Origin of the sequence: Kosakonia sp. S42 (assembly GCF_016624785.1) — a bacterium.
Lineage (GTDB): Bacteria > Pseudomonadota > Gammaproteobacteria > Enterobacterales > Enterobacteriaceae > Kosakonia > Kosakonia cowanii.
Map to the genome: position 1 here is coordinate 209,802 of NZ_JACVTW010000002.1, position 16,895 is coordinate 226,696.

Annotated in this window: 13 protein-coding genes; 1 reads left to right on the top strand and 12 read right to left on the bottom strand. The window is 58.5% G+C overall.

Going from position 1 to position 16,895, the window contains the following annotated elements; genetic code table 11:
• Positions 1-51: 51 nt before the first annotated feature.
• From IAE50_RS04360 to budA, 12 genes are all read right to left on the bottom strand, one after another.
• Positions 52-564: a hypothetical protein gene (locus IAE50_RS04360; protein ID WP_200579680.1), complete on the bottom strand. Its 513-nt coding sequence runs from the start codon at positions 562-564 to the stop codon at positions 52-54.
• The gene (locus tag IAE50_RS04365) at positions 557-1,174 is read right to left on the bottom strand and encodes a phosphatidylcholine/phosphatidylserine synthase (protein ID WP_200579681.1); all 618 of its coding nucleotides are present in this window, start codon (positions 1,172-1,174) and stop codon (positions 557-559) included. The genes IAE50_RS04360 and IAE50_RS04365 overlap by 8 nt, the downstream gene beginning before the upstream one ends.
• The gene (locus tag IAE50_RS04370; RefSeq protein WP_200579682.1) at positions 1,171-2,706 is read right to left on the bottom strand and encodes an AMP-binding protein; all 1,536 of its coding nucleotides are present in this window, start codon (positions 2,704-2,706) and stop codon (positions 1,171-1,173) included. Before IAE50_RS04370 ends, IAE50_RS04365 begins: the two co-directional genes overlap by 4 nt.
• Positions 2,693-3,748: a hypothetical protein gene (locus IAE50_RS04375; RefSeq protein WP_200579683.1), complete on the bottom strand. Its 1,056-nt coding sequence runs from the start codon at positions 3,746-3,748 to the stop codon at positions 2,693-2,695. Before IAE50_RS04375 ends, IAE50_RS04370 begins: the two co-directional genes overlap by 14 nt.
• A complete protein-coding gene (locus tag IAE50_RS04380) occupies positions 3,729-6,428 on the bottom strand; it encodes a phosphoenolpyruvate synthase (protein ID WP_200579684.1) in 2,700 nt (899 codons plus the stop codon). The genes IAE50_RS04375 and IAE50_RS04380 overlap by 20 nt, the downstream gene beginning before the upstream one ends.
• Positions 6,429-6,439: 11 nt before the next feature.
• Entirely contained in the window at positions 6,440-9,070 is a 2,631-nt protein-coding gene (locus IAE50_RS04385) for a phosphotransferase (protein WP_200579685.1), read from the bottom strand.
• Between the two features lie 17 nt (positions 9,071-9,087).
• The gene (locus IAE50_RS04390; protein ID WP_200579686.1) at positions 9,088-10,005 is read right to left on the bottom strand and encodes a UbiA family prenyltransferase; all 918 of its coding nucleotides are present in this window, start codon (positions 10,003-10,005) and stop codon (positions 9,088-9,090) included.
• Between the two features lie 320 nt (positions 10,006-10,325).
• The gene (locus tag IAE50_RS04395; protein ID WP_200579771.1) at positions 10,326-11,870 is read right to left on the bottom strand and encodes an MFS transporter; all 1,545 of its coding nucleotides are present in this window, start codon (positions 11,868-11,870) and stop codon (positions 10,326-10,328) included.
• Between the two features lie 432 nt (positions 11,871-12,302).
• Positions 12,303-12,539 carry a hypothetical protein gene (locus tag IAE50_RS04400; RefSeq protein ID WP_200579777.1) on the bottom strand — a complete coding sequence of 79 codons (237 nt, stop codon included), beginning with the start codon at positions 12,537-12,539 and terminating at the stop codon, positions 12,303-12,305.
• Between the two features lie 94 nt (positions 12,540-12,633).
• Positions 12,634-13,404, bottom strand: coding sequence for a (S)-acetoin forming diacetyl reductase (locus IAE50_RS04405; RefSeq protein ID WP_042718043.1), 771 nt, complete (start codon positions 13,402-13,404; stop codon positions 12,634-12,636).
• A gap of 16 nt (positions 13,405-13,420) precedes the next feature.
• Complete coding sequence (gene alsS, locus IAE50_RS04410) at positions 13,421-15,100, bottom strand: acetolactate synthase AlsS (RefSeq protein ID WP_200134782.1); 1,680 nt, start codon at positions 15,098-15,100, stop codon at positions 13,421-13,423.
• Between the two features lie 20 nt (positions 15,101-15,120).
• Positions 15,121-15,900 (bottom strand): acetolactate decarboxylase, encoded by a 780-nt coding sequence (budA, locus tag IAE50_RS04415; protein ID WP_200579772.1) that lies wholly within the window; start codon positions 15,898-15,900, stop codon positions 15,121-15,123.
• 107 nt (positions 15,901-16,007) lie between these two features.
• Between budA and IAE50_RS04420 the strand changes: the two genes are divergently transcribed.
• Positions 16,008-16,880, top strand: coding sequence for a LysR family transcriptional regulator (locus IAE50_RS04420; protein WP_023480780.1), 873 nt, complete (start codon positions 16,008-16,010; stop codon positions 16,878-16,880).
• Positions 16,881-16,895 lie beyond the last annotated feature (15 nt).

Genomic DNA, 16,895 nt, shown 5'->3' on the forward strand with positions numbered 1-16,895 from the left:
GTTTTCGTGGAATACAAAAACCGCCTGCCGGGCGTTTTTTTTATCTCTGCATCAGAAGCGGCTCTTTTTAAGCCCGAGTGAAAAGAGCGTTAACTTGATGGCCGGCACGCTGAGGATAAAGAGCGCCAGCAGAAGCAGAATCTGGCGCATATCCAGCGCCAGCCGCCAGCCGCAGGCCAGCGCTACACCGAGGCCGGAGTCCGCCTGGTCGAGAAAGAGAAACAGCCACCTACCGCGCGCGGGCAGCGTGCCCGGCGCAATCCCCAGCGCCCTTTTCAGCGCCGAGTTCGGCAGCTCACCCAGCATATACCCCAGCCCCGTCGCCGCGCCCAGCAGCCACGGGTTTTCCATCTCATTTGCCAGACAGAGGGGTGCCGCCAGCATGCTGATAAGCGGCACAATCACCATCCCTCGCCAGGTTTTGTTGCCGCCAAACAGACGCACATTGAGCGGCACCGCAAGCCCGGGCAGCACGTTGCAGGTTACCACCGCCATATGCACGCAACCGGCAATAAACACCGGTAGCAGCAGCTGCCAGAGCGCCCACAGGGAGGGGTTATCCATGCACGCCTCCGAGATGCAGTAAGCCGAACAGTGCCGCGCCGCTCAGGCAGAGCGTTATCAACGTTATCAGTGAGGAGAACTTCGGGAAGGGGCGGTTGAGAAGCATCGCCAGGCTGAAGAGCGTTAATGCCACGCTCAGCAGCCGGGCGCAGATCAGCGGCGGTAAAACGAGGGCCAGCAGCGCCCAGCCGCTAAGGATAAAGAGGCTCCAGAAGACCGGCATGCCCAGATACGCCAGTGCGGCATGGTGGGTGATATTGCCGCTTTCATTGAACCGGGAGAGGCGAAGTGCGCCGCACACCACCATCAGGGCGAGAAAAAAGGCGTTACCGCCGCGATAGCCGCTGAGGTAAAAAATCAGCGCGGGTGCCACCAGGTAGAGCAGCAGATCGCAAAAGCCGTCAAGGTAGCGACCAAAGGGGCGCTCACAGCCGAGCCAGCGCGCCAGTTTGCCATCCAGCGCATCGGCCAGCATCGCGAGGTAAAGCAGGCTGATACTGAGCCATAGAGCGCCGGACAAGGCGGCACCGATCCCGCCGAGGGCGATAACCATGCCCGTCAGCGTCAGGCAATCCGGCAGCGAGAGACGGCAGATAAAGGGATAGTTCATCCTTGCACCTCCGGAAAAAACGCTTTCACTTTTCGCCGTGCTATCAGGCAACGCAGCCGCGCGCGGTCGATACGGCTGTGATGCCGCGCATCAACGGGCAGCTTCGCGCAGAGCCAGAAGCGGATCGTCTCGTCGGGAAAGAGGGTTGCCAGCAACGGCGCGGCGGTGCGGCACTGCGCCGCCTGTTGCAGCACCACGCCAATTTCTCCCTGCGGCCCCTGCACCACCGCGCTGGCGGCGATCCCCGGCAGGCCATTAAGCTGCTTTTCCACCGGATAGGGCGAGAGCGTTAAGCCCGACGGCGTGCGCAGTTGGTCGGCGATCCTGCCCGTCAACCAGAGGCGCTGCTGCGCGTCGAGAAAGCCGCTGTCTCCGGTGCGATGCCAGATGCGCCCCTCGGGATCGCGGATTTTCGTGCGCTGCTCGGCCTGCAGGTTATTGAGATAGCGGGTCAGCACCTGCGGCCCGCAGACCAGGATCTCCCCCTCCTCCCCCACGGGCTGAGGAACCCGCTCGCGGGCAATCAGGATCGCGGTTTGCGGCCCTGGTCGCCCGACAAGGTAGCCAGGCTGCCGATCCCAGGCGTCAAGAAGCTCGTCGACGCTAACATTGCTGATGGGATCGGCTTCCGACGCGCCATAGTTAACCGCGCAGGCGGCCTTCGGGAAATAGCTGCGGGCAGCCAGTAACAGCGCCCGCGTTACCGGCGCACCGCCAATAATCACCTCTCTTACCGACGGAAAGGTACACGGCTGGACTTCGGCATAGGCGACAAGCTCTCTTAGCCAGGCGGGCGAGACGCTCAGGCGCGTGATCTGTTGGGCATTAATCGCGTCGGCAATCATCTGCACCGGCAGGCGCCCCTGATCATCAAAACCGGGCAGCAGAGAGCAACAGCCCGCGTGAAAATGGCTGAACAGCGTCAGGATCGGAAAAGAGGTTACATCCCGCTGCTGGCGGTGTGGAAAGCAGTGGCTCATCGCCTGACACTGCGCCCGCAGCGAGTGGTGGGAGCGCACCACGCCTTTTGGTGTGCCCGTCGATCCGCTGGTAAAGGTCAGCAGCGCGGTCGCCTCGTCATCAAGATTTTCCACGCGAAAAGCGGTGTTAACGCCCTCCGGCTCTGCCTGCGCTAAAGGGGCGGTAAAGATCCGCGGCGTATCGATCGTAAAGCGGCGAATCATCCACAGCTCCGGCAGCAGACACCACCCTTTTGCGGCGCTCTGCGCCACGATCATGGCGCTCAGACGCGCCTGTTTCAGGCAACTGCGTAGCTGTTGTCGCGCCATCTCTTTTTGCACCAGTACCGGAATCAGCCCGGCTCCCAGCATCGCGTAGAGCAGCAGGTAAAACTCGATGCCCGGCGTCATCAGCAGCAGCACGCGCTGCCACGCATGCAGCCCGCTGCGCTCCAGCCTGCGTTGATACACCGCCGCACGGGAGAGAAGCTGGGCATAGGTGACTGTTTCAAGCCCGGCACAGAGCGCGGGCAGCGAAGGGGGCTGTTGCAGCAAAAAGTCACAGAAGTTCATGGCGCACATCCCTGTAGTAGAGTCCATAGTGGTGAAAAACCTTGTTCGGGCTGCAACAGGCACGGAGCGCGGTAGCGGTTGTTGGCCCTTTCCAGTTAAGCAGCGCCGCACCGAGGCGCGGCCACTGGGCATCGAAGCTGAAGAGAAAGCGGCGCACCAGCGTGGCGTAGAGCAGAGAGCGGCGGTAGCGCGGCACAATCATGATGGTTTTGAAGATCCCCGCCCGCTGGCGCTTATCTGCCAGCGTAAACAGCAGCCCGGCGACATCGCCCTGCGGACCGAAGGCGAGACAGGAGCCGGGTGCCTGGCAATAGGGTTGCAGCGTACCGGCGTTAAAGTGCCAGTCGAAGAGCGCCTCGCTGCTGATGCTCCAGCCGATATTGTTAGCAAAGTGCCGGGTGATGAGCGCATACAGCGCCTGCCGGTGCGCCTGCCAGAGTGTGGGCGTCAGCGGCTGGAGGGAAAAGTCAGCGGTGCGCCAGCGCCCGGGATCCTCTCCCGGCAGTGAGAGTTGGCGCACCACGTTTGCCTCTTCAAACAGCGAAAAGTAGCGCGCCAGCGGCTGAAAGCCCATCTGCCCAAGCAGAAGTTGATACCAGGGCGGGTTATAGGGCTCACCGGCAAACGGCGCGCAGGTCGGCGTATCCAGCCGCAGGCGAAATTTACCTAAGGTGCAGAAATTAATCGGGCCGATAAGCCGTGAGGCGCCCTGTTTTTTCGCCCAGCGCATCAGGGCGCGAAACAGGCGATGGTTGGGAATGCGGTTATTGATGGTTTCCCAGAAACCAAAGTTGACCACCGTTTCCCCGGCGGCGTTGAGGGTGGCGAAGCCCGCCAGGCGCGCGCAGTCCCGAATGTAGCCGGTCCAGACGCGCCCCTGCTGCATAAAGGGGTTGGCGGCGCTGAACTGACGAGTCATCACGGCCTCATCTTCGCCCGGCCAGAAAGGGTCATGGGCATAGATGTGCGGTGCAATCGCCAGAAAGCCCTTATCCAGCGTATCGCCCGCCTGCCACTCCTGCTCAATCAACGGTCGGTTCATTTTCCACGCTCCCTCTCTCTGTGCCGCGCGTAATCTGCCCCTTCGCGCCATCCATGCGAACTACCTCGCCCTGCTGAAGCTGGCGGGTCACGCCGGGCACGCCAACAATCGCCGGAATGCCCATCTCGCGGGCGACGATGGCGGAGTGCGATAGCGTCGATCCACGCTCGACAATCAATCCGCTAAGACCGGGAAAGAGCGGTGCCCAGCCCGGATCGGTGCGCAGAGTGCAGAGGATGGTGCCGTCCAGATTGCTCGCCTTCTCCGGCGCGAGCACCAGGCTTACAGGCGCTTCTACCGTGCCGGGGTAGCAGCCGGTGCCTTGCAGTTGCGTAACCTCCGCCTTCGGCTGCGGCGCGGCGTGTAAGGTTTGCTGCTGGAATAGCGTCTGGGTAAGAGAGAGACGGTTAGCTGGCTCCTCCTCCTGCTGATAACCCGCATATTCGGCGCGGCGCTGGGCGATAAGTGTGGTTAAGCCCGTTTGCACCGCCGTTCCCTCAAGCCCCTGGTAGATCTCCTCCCGTGTCAGCCAGAAGATATCCCGATCGCTCTCCAGCACACCTTCCAGTGCCAGCTGGTGCCCCAGCTGGAGATAGATATCGCGGTACAGGGCGAACATTTTTGTGCGGGTGAAGCGCATCGTTTCGCGGTGGTGGATCGCACGCCTCAGCCTGCTGAGATCGCGCTTAAAGCGCGCCAGCGCGCGTTTGCCCCGCGTCTGCTGTAAACGGCAGAAGACTCTCTCTTCCGCTGCGGAGCGCAGCGTGCCCGTCGGCTTTGCGTGCACGGTTTCGCTGTTCAGGTAGTTACGCAGCACGTTAAAGAGAAAACGGGGATCCTGGCGTAGCGTGATAGTTTCCAGCTTGAGTTCGCCAATGGTGCGATCGCCGTAGCGTTCGATGTAGTCGAGACACTGCTGGTAGAAGTGCTCGTCCAGCGCTTTCAGGCGAATAAGCAGATGGGCGCTGGCATCGCTCTGAATCAGCGCCGCCAGCTGCGGGCGTTGGCGGGCGTACTGGCTTAGCGCCAGCAGATGTCGGGTTGGCTCCGTGCTGACAATCTGCCCCTCGTCCGCCAGCAGATCGCCGCTCATTTGCTGATGCTCATTGGGCCAGAGTTCGCGCAGCACCGCCTGCACCTTGCCGTTGTAACGGGCCACGTAAAAGTCATTCACAATTGGCGCGGTCCAGCGCGCCAGCAGGTGTTGATCAAGGTATTTAAGCCGGGCGATAAGCTCCGCCGGAGAGAGGGTGTGGAGAGCGTCGCGATCGATATAACTCTGCGCGAGAGTGTAGTTATGCAAAAAGTCACGGATGCGCGGTTCAAGGGTGAAGAGCGCCCAGCCAACCCGCGCCCCCATCTTTAGCATCGCTGGCAGCGCGGTGAGCTTTTCACAGGTGGAGAGCTGCTTATCCCTGATGGGGTCGACCGGCTCCTCCAGCCCCATCATCGCTTCCATATCACGCTTATTCATCCTGAACGACGGCAGCAGCAGCAGGGCGCGATACCAGTTCTGGATGTTGTAGTAGACCCGCCCGCGCACCAGGCTGAGCATATTGTCGGTGATGGCCCGGCGCTGGTCGCGCTCCCTGGCAGAGCAACCCACCAGTTGCAGGGTTTGCTCATATACGGTGGCGTAAGCGGCGCGGGCAAAGGAGAAGGTGAGCGGCGTCGTCACCCCGCAGTAAGACTCCTGAATATTGGCATTGTCACAGATCAGCGTCTCGCTCGCGCAGCCGCTATCTTTCGGCAGATGGGTGATGGGGCGGGTTTGCAGCAGGTAGAGATGGTTATCTTTGAGCGTCCACTCAATGTCCTGCGGCGCGCGCAGCGCCCGGGCGATGGCGGCGCCCATATCGCGCAGGGCGAAGATCTGCGCTGCCGTCAGCGAGGATGCCGCCGCCTGGTCGGCAGCAAGCGCCACCTCGCGAGTGCCGCTGCCGCGCTTGCGGTCAAAGACCACCGCGGTGGTTTTTTCGCTGAGGGATTGCGTGAAGCTATTGCCCTCTAGCGGCACGCTAAATTCGTCGGTGCTGCACTGCCCGGAGACGATCCCCTCCCCACTGCCCCAGGCGGCGGAGATAAGCATCGTCCGGCGCGACCCGCTGACCGGGTGCGCGGTAAACAGCACGCCTGACACCTCACCTTCGACCATCTCCTGAATAATGACCGAACAGTGGATCGCGCTTAGCGCCAGCCCTTTGCGCAGGCGGTAGGCCATGGCGCGCGCGCTCCATGTCGACATCATCACCCCTTTTACCGCATCGACCAGCTGCTGCTTGCCGCGCTGAAACAGAAAGCTGTCCATCTGCCCGGCGAACGAGGCCTGGCGGGCATCCTCGTCGCTGCAAGAAGATCGCACCGCCCAGAGCATCTCACCATCAAGGGCGTCGAGCGCCTGCATCAGCGGTTCCGGCAGCGTAAGGCGGGCGAGGCGCGCGCTGATTTTCCCGGCAAGGGTTTCAATCTGATCGGCGGGCATCAGTGGTGAGAGTTGCGCTATCAACTGCGCAACTTTTGCATCACAACGCAGCATCTCATCCATCGCGCTGGCGGGGATCACCCACCAGTTCGGTACCGGATAGCCGTGGGCAGTGAGCCACAACAGGTTGGCTGCCTTGCCGCCCAGTTGCTGCTCATTGAGGGTAGCCGCCTCTGCGGCAGAGTAGAGATAGTTCACGGTAACTCCTTTTAGATCCGTTGTTGGCTCAGCCCGACCAGATGCCCCCAGGTGCGCAAAAGGGCGGGGAACCAGGGCCGTGGCTTGACGTGATGAAGCATCAGGTAAAACGACAACCGGCGCAGGCCGAAGTCGCGCAGGGCGAGGCAGAAACCGCGATACCACTCCCCGGTATCGATAGCGGTGCCCAGCCGCGTCGCCAGCTGGCTGCGGTGAAACTCCACGTGATGTAACAGCGTTGGCAGCGTGGCGCGCTCATCTAGCGTCCACGTTAATAGCTCAGCCAGATCGCGCTGCGGAACATGCAGCGTCGCCAGCTCCCAGTCCCAGCAGCAGAGCCGCGAATCCTCCCGGCGCAGCGCGATGTTGCGCGGGCTGAAGTCGTTATGCACCAGCGTTCTCGGCAGCGTCGCCAGTTCGCGCCACTGCGCCGCGCTGTTTTCGGCGCAGTCCAGCCAGTGGTGCAGCAGCGATGTGGTGAAAAGCTGTGGCGCGGTGCGATGGCTGAAGGCGGCGATGGCCTGCCACAACGGCACCATGCTGTTAATTGTGTCGGCAGAGGGAGAGTTGATATGGTGAAAGGTGGTTTGCAGGTCATCATGGCGGCGATACCAGAGCGCATGGATATCGGCGATGCCCCGCAGCGCGGCATCGATCTGTGCGGGCTGCCAGCGCACACCGCTGGAGAGGCTGTTGAGCAGCACTTCTTGCCCGAGCAGCTCCTCAATGATGACGCTCTGCTTGCCATCTTCGTAGGTGCCGTAGAGCGTCGGCACATGGCGGGTAAAGGCGGGATCGCTTTGCGTGATGAGCGCCATCTCCCTTTCGCGCGCGTGGCTGAACTCGCTGGCAGGCAGCAGGCGCGTAAGCAGTTCGGCAAGCTCGGGCGTGCAGCCTGCCGCCAGTGAGTGCAGCAGCTGGGTTATCGAATCGGTTGGCGGTTTGTGCTTCAGTAGCGCCGCCACCTGCGTGCCATCTTCACGCTCCAGCCGATAGGCAAACAGGCCGACGGGCAGCGTCGCGCTGTGCGAACTGAACGCCGTCAAAATACTGTCCTGGTTTCCCTGCCAGCGCACCGGAGTGATGTTTATAGGTGGTTGCTCGCCCCACGCGGCGGTATAGCGGGCGTGCTGAAAGCAGCGGTGCAGCGGATCGCCTCCCCTCCTGCCCGGCGGGGCGTTACGCCGCGTTCGACCAAGCCGCTCATGGGATTTGGCAAATTCGTCGCTCGCCAGCGCGCTGAGGGTTGAGATATCGAGCGCCAGGCAAAATGAGGCGATGATCTCCGCCAGCCTTTCGCTGCCGTTGGCGCCCTGGCAGCCCAGCATTTGCAGGCACTCAGCCTGGTCGGGAAGCGCGGTCCCGCCGCCGACGGTGCCAATCACCAGCGCCGGAAGCGTCATGCTGCAATAGACGTTGCCCTCTGGCGTGAGGCGCATTTGCAGCTGCGAGAGGGAGGATTCATGGCTACAGGCGATATCCTGGCCGAGCGCGGTAAACATCGCCGCGATAACGTTAGCGGTATTGATATTTACCCCGGTCATGCCGGCAGCGACGGAGCCTTCACAAAAGCCCTGAAACGCCCCGACCAGTTGCGCTGGCTCAATGCGCAGACGGCTGCGGCAGGCGGCAGCGGTGAGCGTCGCCTCGGCGATAACCTGGGTTCCCCTGCCCTGCGCAAAGCTGCTCCACGAGCTTTTCTTATCGCTGGAGAGGTTGCTTTCCAGAATGTAGCGCTGGGGAGTTAACGCCAGCGGAAGATGCGCGAGGATCCAGCGGCACGCCTGCCAGGTGCAGGTGGTGGTCATATTCTGCCCGGCGGCATCGGCGGTGTAATAGGTGAAGGTCAGATGCACGGCATTGCCGATGATGCGCGGCGTCAGGCTGGTGAGGCGCGCAAAACGCGAGTGCTGGCACACAATGTCGCTGATGTCGGTGAAATAGTCCTCGGCCCAGGCGCAAAAGGCGAGCGCGTCGCGCACTGAGGGAAATTCGAAGCGTGGCGAGCGCATCATCCGCTGGCCGATGACGCGCGCTGTCGCCCCGCCGCTGTGGGTGATGGCGCTGGCACCACGCGAAACGGAGGCCACCAGCGCCCCTTCGCTGGTCGCCAGCGGTGCGTAAAAGATCCCCTTCGCGCGCCAGCCGTTGATCAGCAGCGGACCGGCAATACCGACGGGAACTTCAACCGAGCCGATAAACCCCTCAAGATGACTTTGCAGCTTTTCCGCCTGCAGGCGGGTGGTAGCGATCTGGTTTAAAGCGTGGCCGGTGTGCTGACGCAGCCAGGCCAGCCTCATTTGCCGCGCCTTCTCGCTCCAGTCGTAGAGATGGCGGCGGGGTAAGGTGGCGGCACGTTCAGGGATGTCATCGCGCGGGCGGCACAGCTTGAGCTGCCAGTAGCACTGTTTATTCTCCTGCGGCGAGCGGCAGGTTAATGTCGCCAGCCACTGCCCGCTCTGCTGGCGCTCTTTATGCAGGATTTTTAGCGCCGGGAGCTGTACCGCCCGATCGTAGAGAGATAACGCGCGCTGCGGGTCCGTGATAAAGACATTACAGCGCTCCTCGCTTTCAAATAAGAGTGTAAACTCAGCCGGGCGTATATCGACAATTGTCGCCGCAATTAACGATTCCATCATCATTATTCCCTTCCCTTGCGCTACAAATATATTTCAACGATACACAGCAAATATCCTGTCAGCATTGCCATACCGACCATCGCTTCATTTCTTTTTCTGTTCTGTTGATTGGCATTAATCAGAAAAATCAGCAACTGGCTTATGGTGAAGAAATTAATAAAAGCACTTGCCGCATAAAACCAGATTGATACCGCACCGGTTTTGCACAAAATAAGAAAATACTGCACGATGACCATCAATATCAGCAGGCCGATAATCATCAATACCGACAGGGGGCGACCATATAATTGCGACCAGCTAGTGACCTCTTCGCGATCCTCGTCCGGCCCTTTACATTTCCGGGTAATTTCAAAACTTAATCCGCATAAGAAGGCGAGCAGCATCAGCAAAATAAGCGGCAGATTAAGCGTTGCCGCAGGCGAGGCGAGGGTTGCCAGCCAGCCGATAACAAACGGCATCACCAGCGTGTGGGAGAGCGCATAGAGGGAGAAGTGCTGTTTAAGCCACTCGTCGACGAAAAACTCTTTTGTCATCAGCAAGGTCCAGCAGAGCAGCAGCCCCCAGCTTAGCCATATCTGCGGCTCGCCATCGCTGAGCAGCGCGATGCCGCCCAGCTGGACAAGCATGCAGAGCGCGCCGAGGAACTTCAGGTGAGTGAGGCTGATAATGCCCTGCTGCAACACTCTCTGCGGGTGGTGAAGGCAGTCATCGGCATAATCTTTATGTTCATCCAGCACGCGCAGCAGCAGAAAAAAGGAGAGTGACAGCAGGCCACCGAGAGCAATTTTTACCGGGCTACTACTCTCTTGCGCGGGTAATGCGACTGAAAAGGATAAAAACCAGAGAATAAAAAAGAGCGGGGTATTGGCTAATGGAAAACGTTCATTTACCCATAACATCATTCGTGAAAACAGCGATCTATTTTCTATAGTGGCCATAGCAACTCCCTGTAAATAATTATCCGAAAACAGAAAGATCGACACCGTTAATTACGTTAATAACGAGAAAACTCCGTAAAGAAATAAAATAGCAGTACGTGCAGAGTCAATATAATTCTCCGCCATTGCAGTTTCATTTAAAAAAACCGCCTGATGTGATCGCTCTCTAATAATATTAAGAAGTTATTACTTATTCGTTATAAAAGACGAAACAATAATATTCTTCCCTTAGTGCTTTTAAGATTAAATTATTTGATTGCGTTGGGAGCTGGAAATAAGAAAGGCCACGCTGACAAGCATGGCCTTGATGAGCGGTAACGTTAGCTCAGCGAGGAGGTGGGTGTGGCAGATTTTAATGCGGGTTGCGGTACGTCGCTCCACAGGGAGTCGTAAGCGTGGCCGGTGAGATCTTCAACAATATGGCGCGCTTGTGGTGTCACGTTCTGCTTCAGGCCGCCCGCCTTCAGGCGATCCAGCTCTTCGACGAAGATGCGGTGCGTGCGCTTATTGAGATGGAAGGTCAGTGCCTGCCATAGCGCCACCAGCAGCAGGCCGACGGTGCCGACAAACAGCAGCATCACAATGGTGTTGATCGCTTCCTGCGGCTGCACCTGGCTGCCTTTCACGAAACCACCGCTTTGCAGCAGTAGCCCCACCGCAAAGGTCGCGATGGCCACCGTGGTTTTGCGTGAGAAGGTCATCACCGCAGCGAACAGCCCTTCGCGGCGCTGGCGCGTCACCATTTCGTCAATATCGGGAATAAACGGGAAGACGTTCCACGGCGTGAACTCCAGCACGCAGCGCCCCACCTGATAGACCCCGGCGAGGATCACCAGCATCAGCACTTTGTGCTCGGTCGGGAATTGATAGACCAGGAAGAAGCCCGCCAGGCAGATCATCATCAGGCTATAGGCGAAAACATAGAGGCGCGAGGGGCCAAATTTGATGATCGCCACCCCTGCCGCCAGCGTCACCGGCAGGCCAACAATGCTCATCGACAGCAGCGTCCCCGCCAGTGATGACGAGACATTCAGGCAGTAAACGCAGAAGAAAACGAACACCGTGTTGTAGACATCTTTCGCGGTAAAGGAGAAGAGGTAGATAGCCAGATGTTTACGAAAGGCGCGGATCTTGAGCGTAGAGGCATAATCTTTAAACAGCGCGCCAATGCCGGAGAGCGTCTGTGCCATGCTGCGCTTCTGCGCCGCTTTCTCCATCTCGGCCAGCATCTCCGGCGTTAACTCGCGCTCCCAGGTGACGCGCCAGGAGATAAAGACGCAGACCATAAACAGCACCGCGAAAACAATACCGTTGATGAGATACGCATCGGCATTCTTCTCGCCCAGCCAGCCAATCAGCAAGCCCGGAATAAAGGTAGCGAGAAAGGTGCCGGACGCGGAAAGAAACATGCGGCAGGTTGAGAGCTTGGTGCGATCGTTAAAATCTTTCGTCATCTCTGATGGCAGCGTCTCCCAGGGGATCAGCACCATCGCGGCGATGATCTCAAAAGCGAGATAGACGGCGAGGTAGAACCAGAAGTTCATGCCGTTGAGCCAGAGCAGGATATAGACCAGCATTAGCGGCGCGCCAATCAGCAGAAAGAAGCGGCGGCGGCCAAACTTTTTGCCTAAGGCATTTTTATAGAAGTGGTCGGTAAAGCTGCCCATAAACAGGCTGACGATGGCGTCAACGATGCGGGCAATGGCCACAATAGAGGCGGCTTCCAGCGGTGACAGGCCAACAAAGGTGGTGTAGTAGAAGAGCAGCCAGGCGCCAATGACCGTAAAGGCGCCGCCGCCCATAATATCCGTCATGCCGTAGCCAATGCTGACAGGGATGGTGACTTTACGCTGTTTACGACTCATCATCCCCTCCCGCATTTTGATTAATCATTTTAGTTATCAGAGACATAAAAACCCCATCTAAGGATTATCGCGTTAACCGCTGGCCGTTGTTTTGCGCAGCCAGATTGAGGACGCATGCTTCACGGCACCCACGTTATCTCTGCTGATGATTTCAAGTCTACTACCATACAAGATGAAGTGATGAAATTGTGAGCTTCGTTATAAGCCGGGAAAAATAACGCGTAGAGGGGATGAAAAAGTCAAAAAATGCGAGGCAGCGCTGAGTTTATTGCGCCTGACGTGCATCAGCACTGATGACCTTAAGCGGTGCGGAAAAAGAGGGGGTGTACCTGTTCATCAATCAATAAGAGAAGAGAGCCCGCCGCTGACGGGCCGTGCGTTAGCGCGCACAGTTCATTCCAGTAGCTGTAGCGCATGACGAGGTGGAAGCGCTCACTTTTCATCGTAAATCAACATTGAGGGGTGGTAGTCGAGACCGTAGAGCAGGCCAAAGGGAATAAGCAGCGCGACATGACGCCCGGCATCAAACTCCCCCTCCTCTACCGGCACACTCAGCGGTGGGGTGAGGCGTGAAAGCCATTGTTGCAGCCGTTGTTTCATCAGCACGTACTCCAGCAGAGGGTTGATGCTGTCAGTAAAACGCACTTTGCTGCGCAACCAAAACGACAATTTCTTCGCTCGTTTACCGAAAAACGCAAAAGGTGTAGATAAAAAAAAGCCCCTGCGCGAAGGCAGAGGCAAGGCCATGTCCGAGCCGTAAAACTTAGTTAAAGACCATACCGCCATCAATCAGCAGAGATTGTCCGGTCATGTAGTCAGAATCCGGGCTTGCAAGGTAAGAGACGCACGCGGCGACATCTTCCGGCTCTGACAGGCGGCCAAGCGTAATGCGTTTCGCGAACTCTTCAGTACCGTAACCGATCGGTTTACCCGCCGCTTCAGAGACCTGACGGTCAATCTCGGCCCACATCGGGGTTTTAACGATCCCCGGGCAGAAGCCGTTAACGGTAATGCCCAGCGGTGCCAGATCGCGTGCGGCGGTCTGGGTTAAGCCGCGTACCGCGAATTTACTTGAACTATAAACCGCCAGTTCCGGGTTGCCGACGTGACCGGCCTGTGAACAGGCATTGATAATTTTGCCGCCGTGTTTTTCCGCTTTGAAGGCCTGAATCGCCGCCTGCATGCCCCAAATCACGCCTTTCACGTTGATGTTATAGACCTTGTCGATCACCTCTTCGGTGATGGACTCAATCGGGGTGGAAGGCGCAACCCCGGCGTTGTTGACGATCACGTCAAAGCCGTTCAGTTTTTTGCGCGTCTCTTCGACCGCAGCAAACACCTGCTCGCGGTTGGAAACGTCAACGGTGACGGCAATCGCGCTGCCGTTGCTGGCGTTGATCTCGTCGGCCACCGCTTTTGCGGTCTCACTGTTGTAGTCGGCAACGGCGATGGCAAAACCATCTTTTGCCAGACGCAGAGCGATTGCGCGACCAATACCCTGGCCGGCACCGGTAACAAATGCCACTTTTTTCATAACGACTCCTTAGTTTTTACAGAATCTGGCTGAGGTGCAGCTGGCCCATCAACAGCGGGTTATCGCTGTAGTCCACCGGAATGGCGACCACCGCCGGGCCTTGCGTATCCATCGCTGCGCGCAGCGTCGGCTCGAGCGCGGCGGTGCTTTCAACGGCAAACCCTTTCGCGCCGAAGGATTCGGCATAGGCTTTAAAATCGACCGGACCGAAGTTGACCCCGGAGAGGCGCTGGTATTTCTTCTCTTCCTGAATCGCCACCATGTTGTAGGCGTTATCCACCCAGATGATGTGCAGGATATTGGCACCGAGACGCACCGCGGTTTCCAGCTCCATGCTGGATTGTAAAAATCCGCCGTCGCCGGAGACCGAGACCACTTTGCGCCCCGGATTCACCAGCCATGCGCCAATCGCCCACGGCAGGGCAACGCCCATCGTCTGCTGGCCGTTGGAGATCATCACCTGGCGCGCGCGGAAGCTATAGAGGTAGCGGGCAATCCAGATATGGAAGCTGCCCATATCCACCGTCAGGGTGACGTCGTTATTCACGATATCCTGCATCGCGCGGACAATGCGCAGCGGGTGAATAGCAAACTGATTAAGCTGCGCGCCTTTACGGCTGAGCAGTTCGCGCTGGTTGCGACGGTCGATAAGGATTTCCGACGCGCGCGGCGAGAGCACCAGCGGTTCGGCAATCTTATGTGCCAGCTTATCGAGCGTGCTGGCGATATCGCCAATCAGCTCAACGCTCGGCGAGTAGTTGCGCTCTTCATAGGCGGGCAGCACATCAATATGTACCAGCTTCGCATCACCGGTGTTCCACATGGCTGGCTCATACTCCACCGGGCTGTAGCCGATACAGATCACCAGGTCCGCCAGGTGCAGCAGTCGGTCGCCCGCCTGGTTATTGAACAGGCCCACACGCCCGGCAAAGCGGGTGAAGTGCTCCTGGTTGACTGCGCCCGCCGCCTGGTAGGTGCTGGTCACCGGAATATGGGTTTTCTCCAGCAGGTGATGCAGCGCGGCGATATTCTCTTCCCGGCTGGCCATCAGGCCGAGCAGGAAGACGGGATTTTTCGCCCCGGCAATCAGCTTCGCCACTTCGTCAATCATCTTGTCGGGCGCGGAGCCTAACTGCGGGACGGCGTTAGAAGGCAGAATATTGCCGCTGGCAGGCTGGTCAGAGATATCCTGCGGAATGCTGACAAACGCACTGCCCGGGCGGCCCTGTTCGGCGGCGCGGAAGGCGTTCGAAACCACTTCAGAGATGGCATCCGGGGAGGAGATCTCAACGGAATATTTGGTCACCGGCTGGAACATCGCCACCGTGTCCATGCTCTGGTGCACCAGCTTGGCTTTATCGGCGCGTTTCACCGCCCCACCGAGTGCGACCACCGGGTCACCTTCGCTGTTGGCGGTCGCCATGCCGGTAATCAGGTTGGAGCAGCCAGGACCTGAGGTCACCAGCGCTACGCCCGCTTTGCCGGTGATACGCCCGACCGCTGCCGCCATAAACGCGGCGTTCGCTTCGTGGCGTACCGGAATAAGTTCAATTGAGGAATCGAGAAGAGAATCAAACACTTTATCGATTTTCGCGCCGGGGATGCCGAAGACATGTTTGACACCCTGCGCTTCCAGTTGCCCCACCACCATGTCGGCACCGTGGGCCCACATCTGGGTATGGCGTTCGTTGCTCATACACTACTCCTTTACATCACTTAGTTCTCAACCGAACGGATGGCGGCGTCCAGATTATCCGGGTGCAGATCCGCTTTCAGGAAGGCTTCATCGGCAGGGAGATCGATCATCAGTTGATGGATTTCACCAAAGGTCAGCGTGCCGTGATCCAGCTGGTAGTCGAGGAGATGACCGCCACCGTGGCGATCGTCGGTAATAAAATGCTCGTGGTAACCCGCCACATTGATCCCCTGCATATATTGCGGGGTGCGGAAACCGACCAGCACGCCGTCGCGGCCGTTAAAGCGGAAGACCGGCTGATCGTCGAGCACATCGGTCATGGCGCGATAGGGCGGCGTCTGGCGCGGCACGGTGCGGGTGTGCGCATGGCGGAAATGGCCGTCGATGCGCAGGGCGCAAAAGAGGTTGTCGGACGGGATCTGCCGGTCAATCACTTCATGCAGCGCCTGGCGGCTGATCGGCTCTTCAAACACATGCCGGTATTGCGGCTTAAACCAGGTCATCACCGCAAAGGGGGTTTTCTGCTCCGGCTGCGCGGCGCGGGCACTGCCATCGGAACGTAATTGGTACACTTCGCTGTTAAAGGCAATTAATTCGCCATCAAGCTCATTAAATGTACCCAGACCAAAATCACCATGATTAAGTAGATCCTTAATCGTAGTATTTCCTTCATAAACTCCGCTAAGTAGCGCACTCATTAGCGATGTTTGATATATCACGCCGTTTGGCTTGCTTTCAGAAAAAGCACGAATTGTGTTTCGTAGATTTCCTTCGCAAGAACAATCAGTTGCGTTACCCATCATCTTTTCCCCCACTGTAGAGACGATTAGAAAAGCTGATTAAATATTGACTCGTTTCAGCGGGGGATTCCAATATAGAAAACATGAGGGTTTAAGATGTTTTAGATATGGAACTTCGTTATTTACGTTATTTTGTCGCCGTTGCCCAGACGCAACACTTCACGCGGGCAGCCGAAATGCTCGGTATGTCGCAGCCGCCATTAAGCCAACAGATCCGTCGACTTGAGCAGGAAGTGGGCACCCCGCTGTTCCATCGCCTGACGCGTGGCGTCACGCTCACCGAGGCTGGCGAGGCCTTCTATGAAGATGCCTGCCATATCCTCGCCATGAGCGATGCGGCGCTGGAAAAAGCGAAGGGCATTGCCCGGGGGATTAACGGTAAGCTCAACCTTGGCGTGACCAGCTCCAACGCTTTCCATACCCACTTCTTCTCGGTGCTGCGCCAGTTTCAGCGCGACTACCCGAAGGTGGCGCTCTATCAGAAAGAGGACAATATGGCGACGCTGATCCACGGCCTGGATGAGGGGTTGATTGACGTGGCGTTCGTGCGCCTGCCCTGCGAAAGCAGCAAAACCTTTAGCCTGAAGCTGGTGGATGAGGAGCCGATGCTGATTGCCCTGCACCGCACCCATCCGCTGTCGGCGAAGGCGGATATCGCGCTCAGTGAATTGCAGAACACGCCGCTGATTATCTTTCCGCAAGCGGTGTCGCCAGGATTGTATGAGCTGATCTACAACGCCTGTCTGCGTGCCGGTGTGGAGATGGATAACGCCCATCAGGCCTCGCAGTTCTCTTCATCCCTGAGCATGGTGGCGGCCGGTTTCGGCTTTGCCATCATTCCGCAGTCGATGGCCTGCTTTGGGCATCCGATGGTGACGTTTCATTCGGTGGCGGGAAACACCTTGAAAACCGATGTGGCGCTGGCGTGGCGCAAGTTCGAGCGCTCACCGGCGGTCAGGCGGTTTATCGATCACTTTTAAGCGCCCGGAAGATCG

Bases quoted from the DNA above. Each gene is read 5' to 3' on its own strand.
- IAE50_RS04405 (WP_042718043.1), bottom strand. From the start codon at position 13,404: ATGAAAAAAGTGGCATTTGTTACCGGTGCCGGCCAGGGTATTGGTCGC.
- alsS (WP_200134782.1), bottom strand. From the start codon at position 15,100: ATGAGCAACGAACGCCATACCCAGATGTGGGCCCACGGTGCCGACATG.
- IAE50_RS04385 (WP_200579685.1), bottom strand. From the start codon at position 9,070: ATGATGATGGAATCGTTAATTGCGGCGACAATTGTCGATATACGCCCG.
- IAE50_RS04420 (WP_023480780.1), top strand. From the start codon at position 16,008: ATGGAACTTCGTTATTTACGTTATTTTGTCGCCGTTGCCCAGACGCAA.
- IAE50_RS04370 (WP_200579682.1), bottom strand. From the start codon at position 2,706: ATGAACTTCTGTGACTTTTTGCTGCAACAGCCCCCTTCGCTGCCCGCG.
- IAE50_RS04395 (WP_200579771.1), bottom strand. From the start codon at position 11,870: ATGAGTCGTAAACAGCGTAAAGTCACCATCCCTGTCAGCATTGGCTAC.
- IAE50_RS04365 (WP_200579681.1), bottom strand. From the start codon at position 1,174: ATGAACTATCCCTTTATCTGCCGTCTCTCGCTGCCGGATTGCCTGACG.
- IAE50_RS04375 (WP_200579683.1), bottom strand. From the start codon at position 3,748: ATGAACCGACCGTTGATTGAGCAGGAGTGGCAGGCGGGCGATACGCTG.
- IAE50_RS04390 (WP_200579686.1), bottom strand. From the start codon at position 10,005: ATGGCCACTATAGAAAATAGATCGCTGTTTTCACGAATGATGTTATGG.
- IAE50_RS04360 (WP_200579680.1), bottom strand. From the start codon at position 564: ATGGATAACCCCTCCCTGTGGGCGCTCTGGCAGCTGCTGCTACCGGTG.
- budA (WP_200579772.1), bottom strand. From the start codon at position 15,900: ATGGGTAACGCAACTGATTGTTCTTGCGAAGGAAATCTACGAAACACA.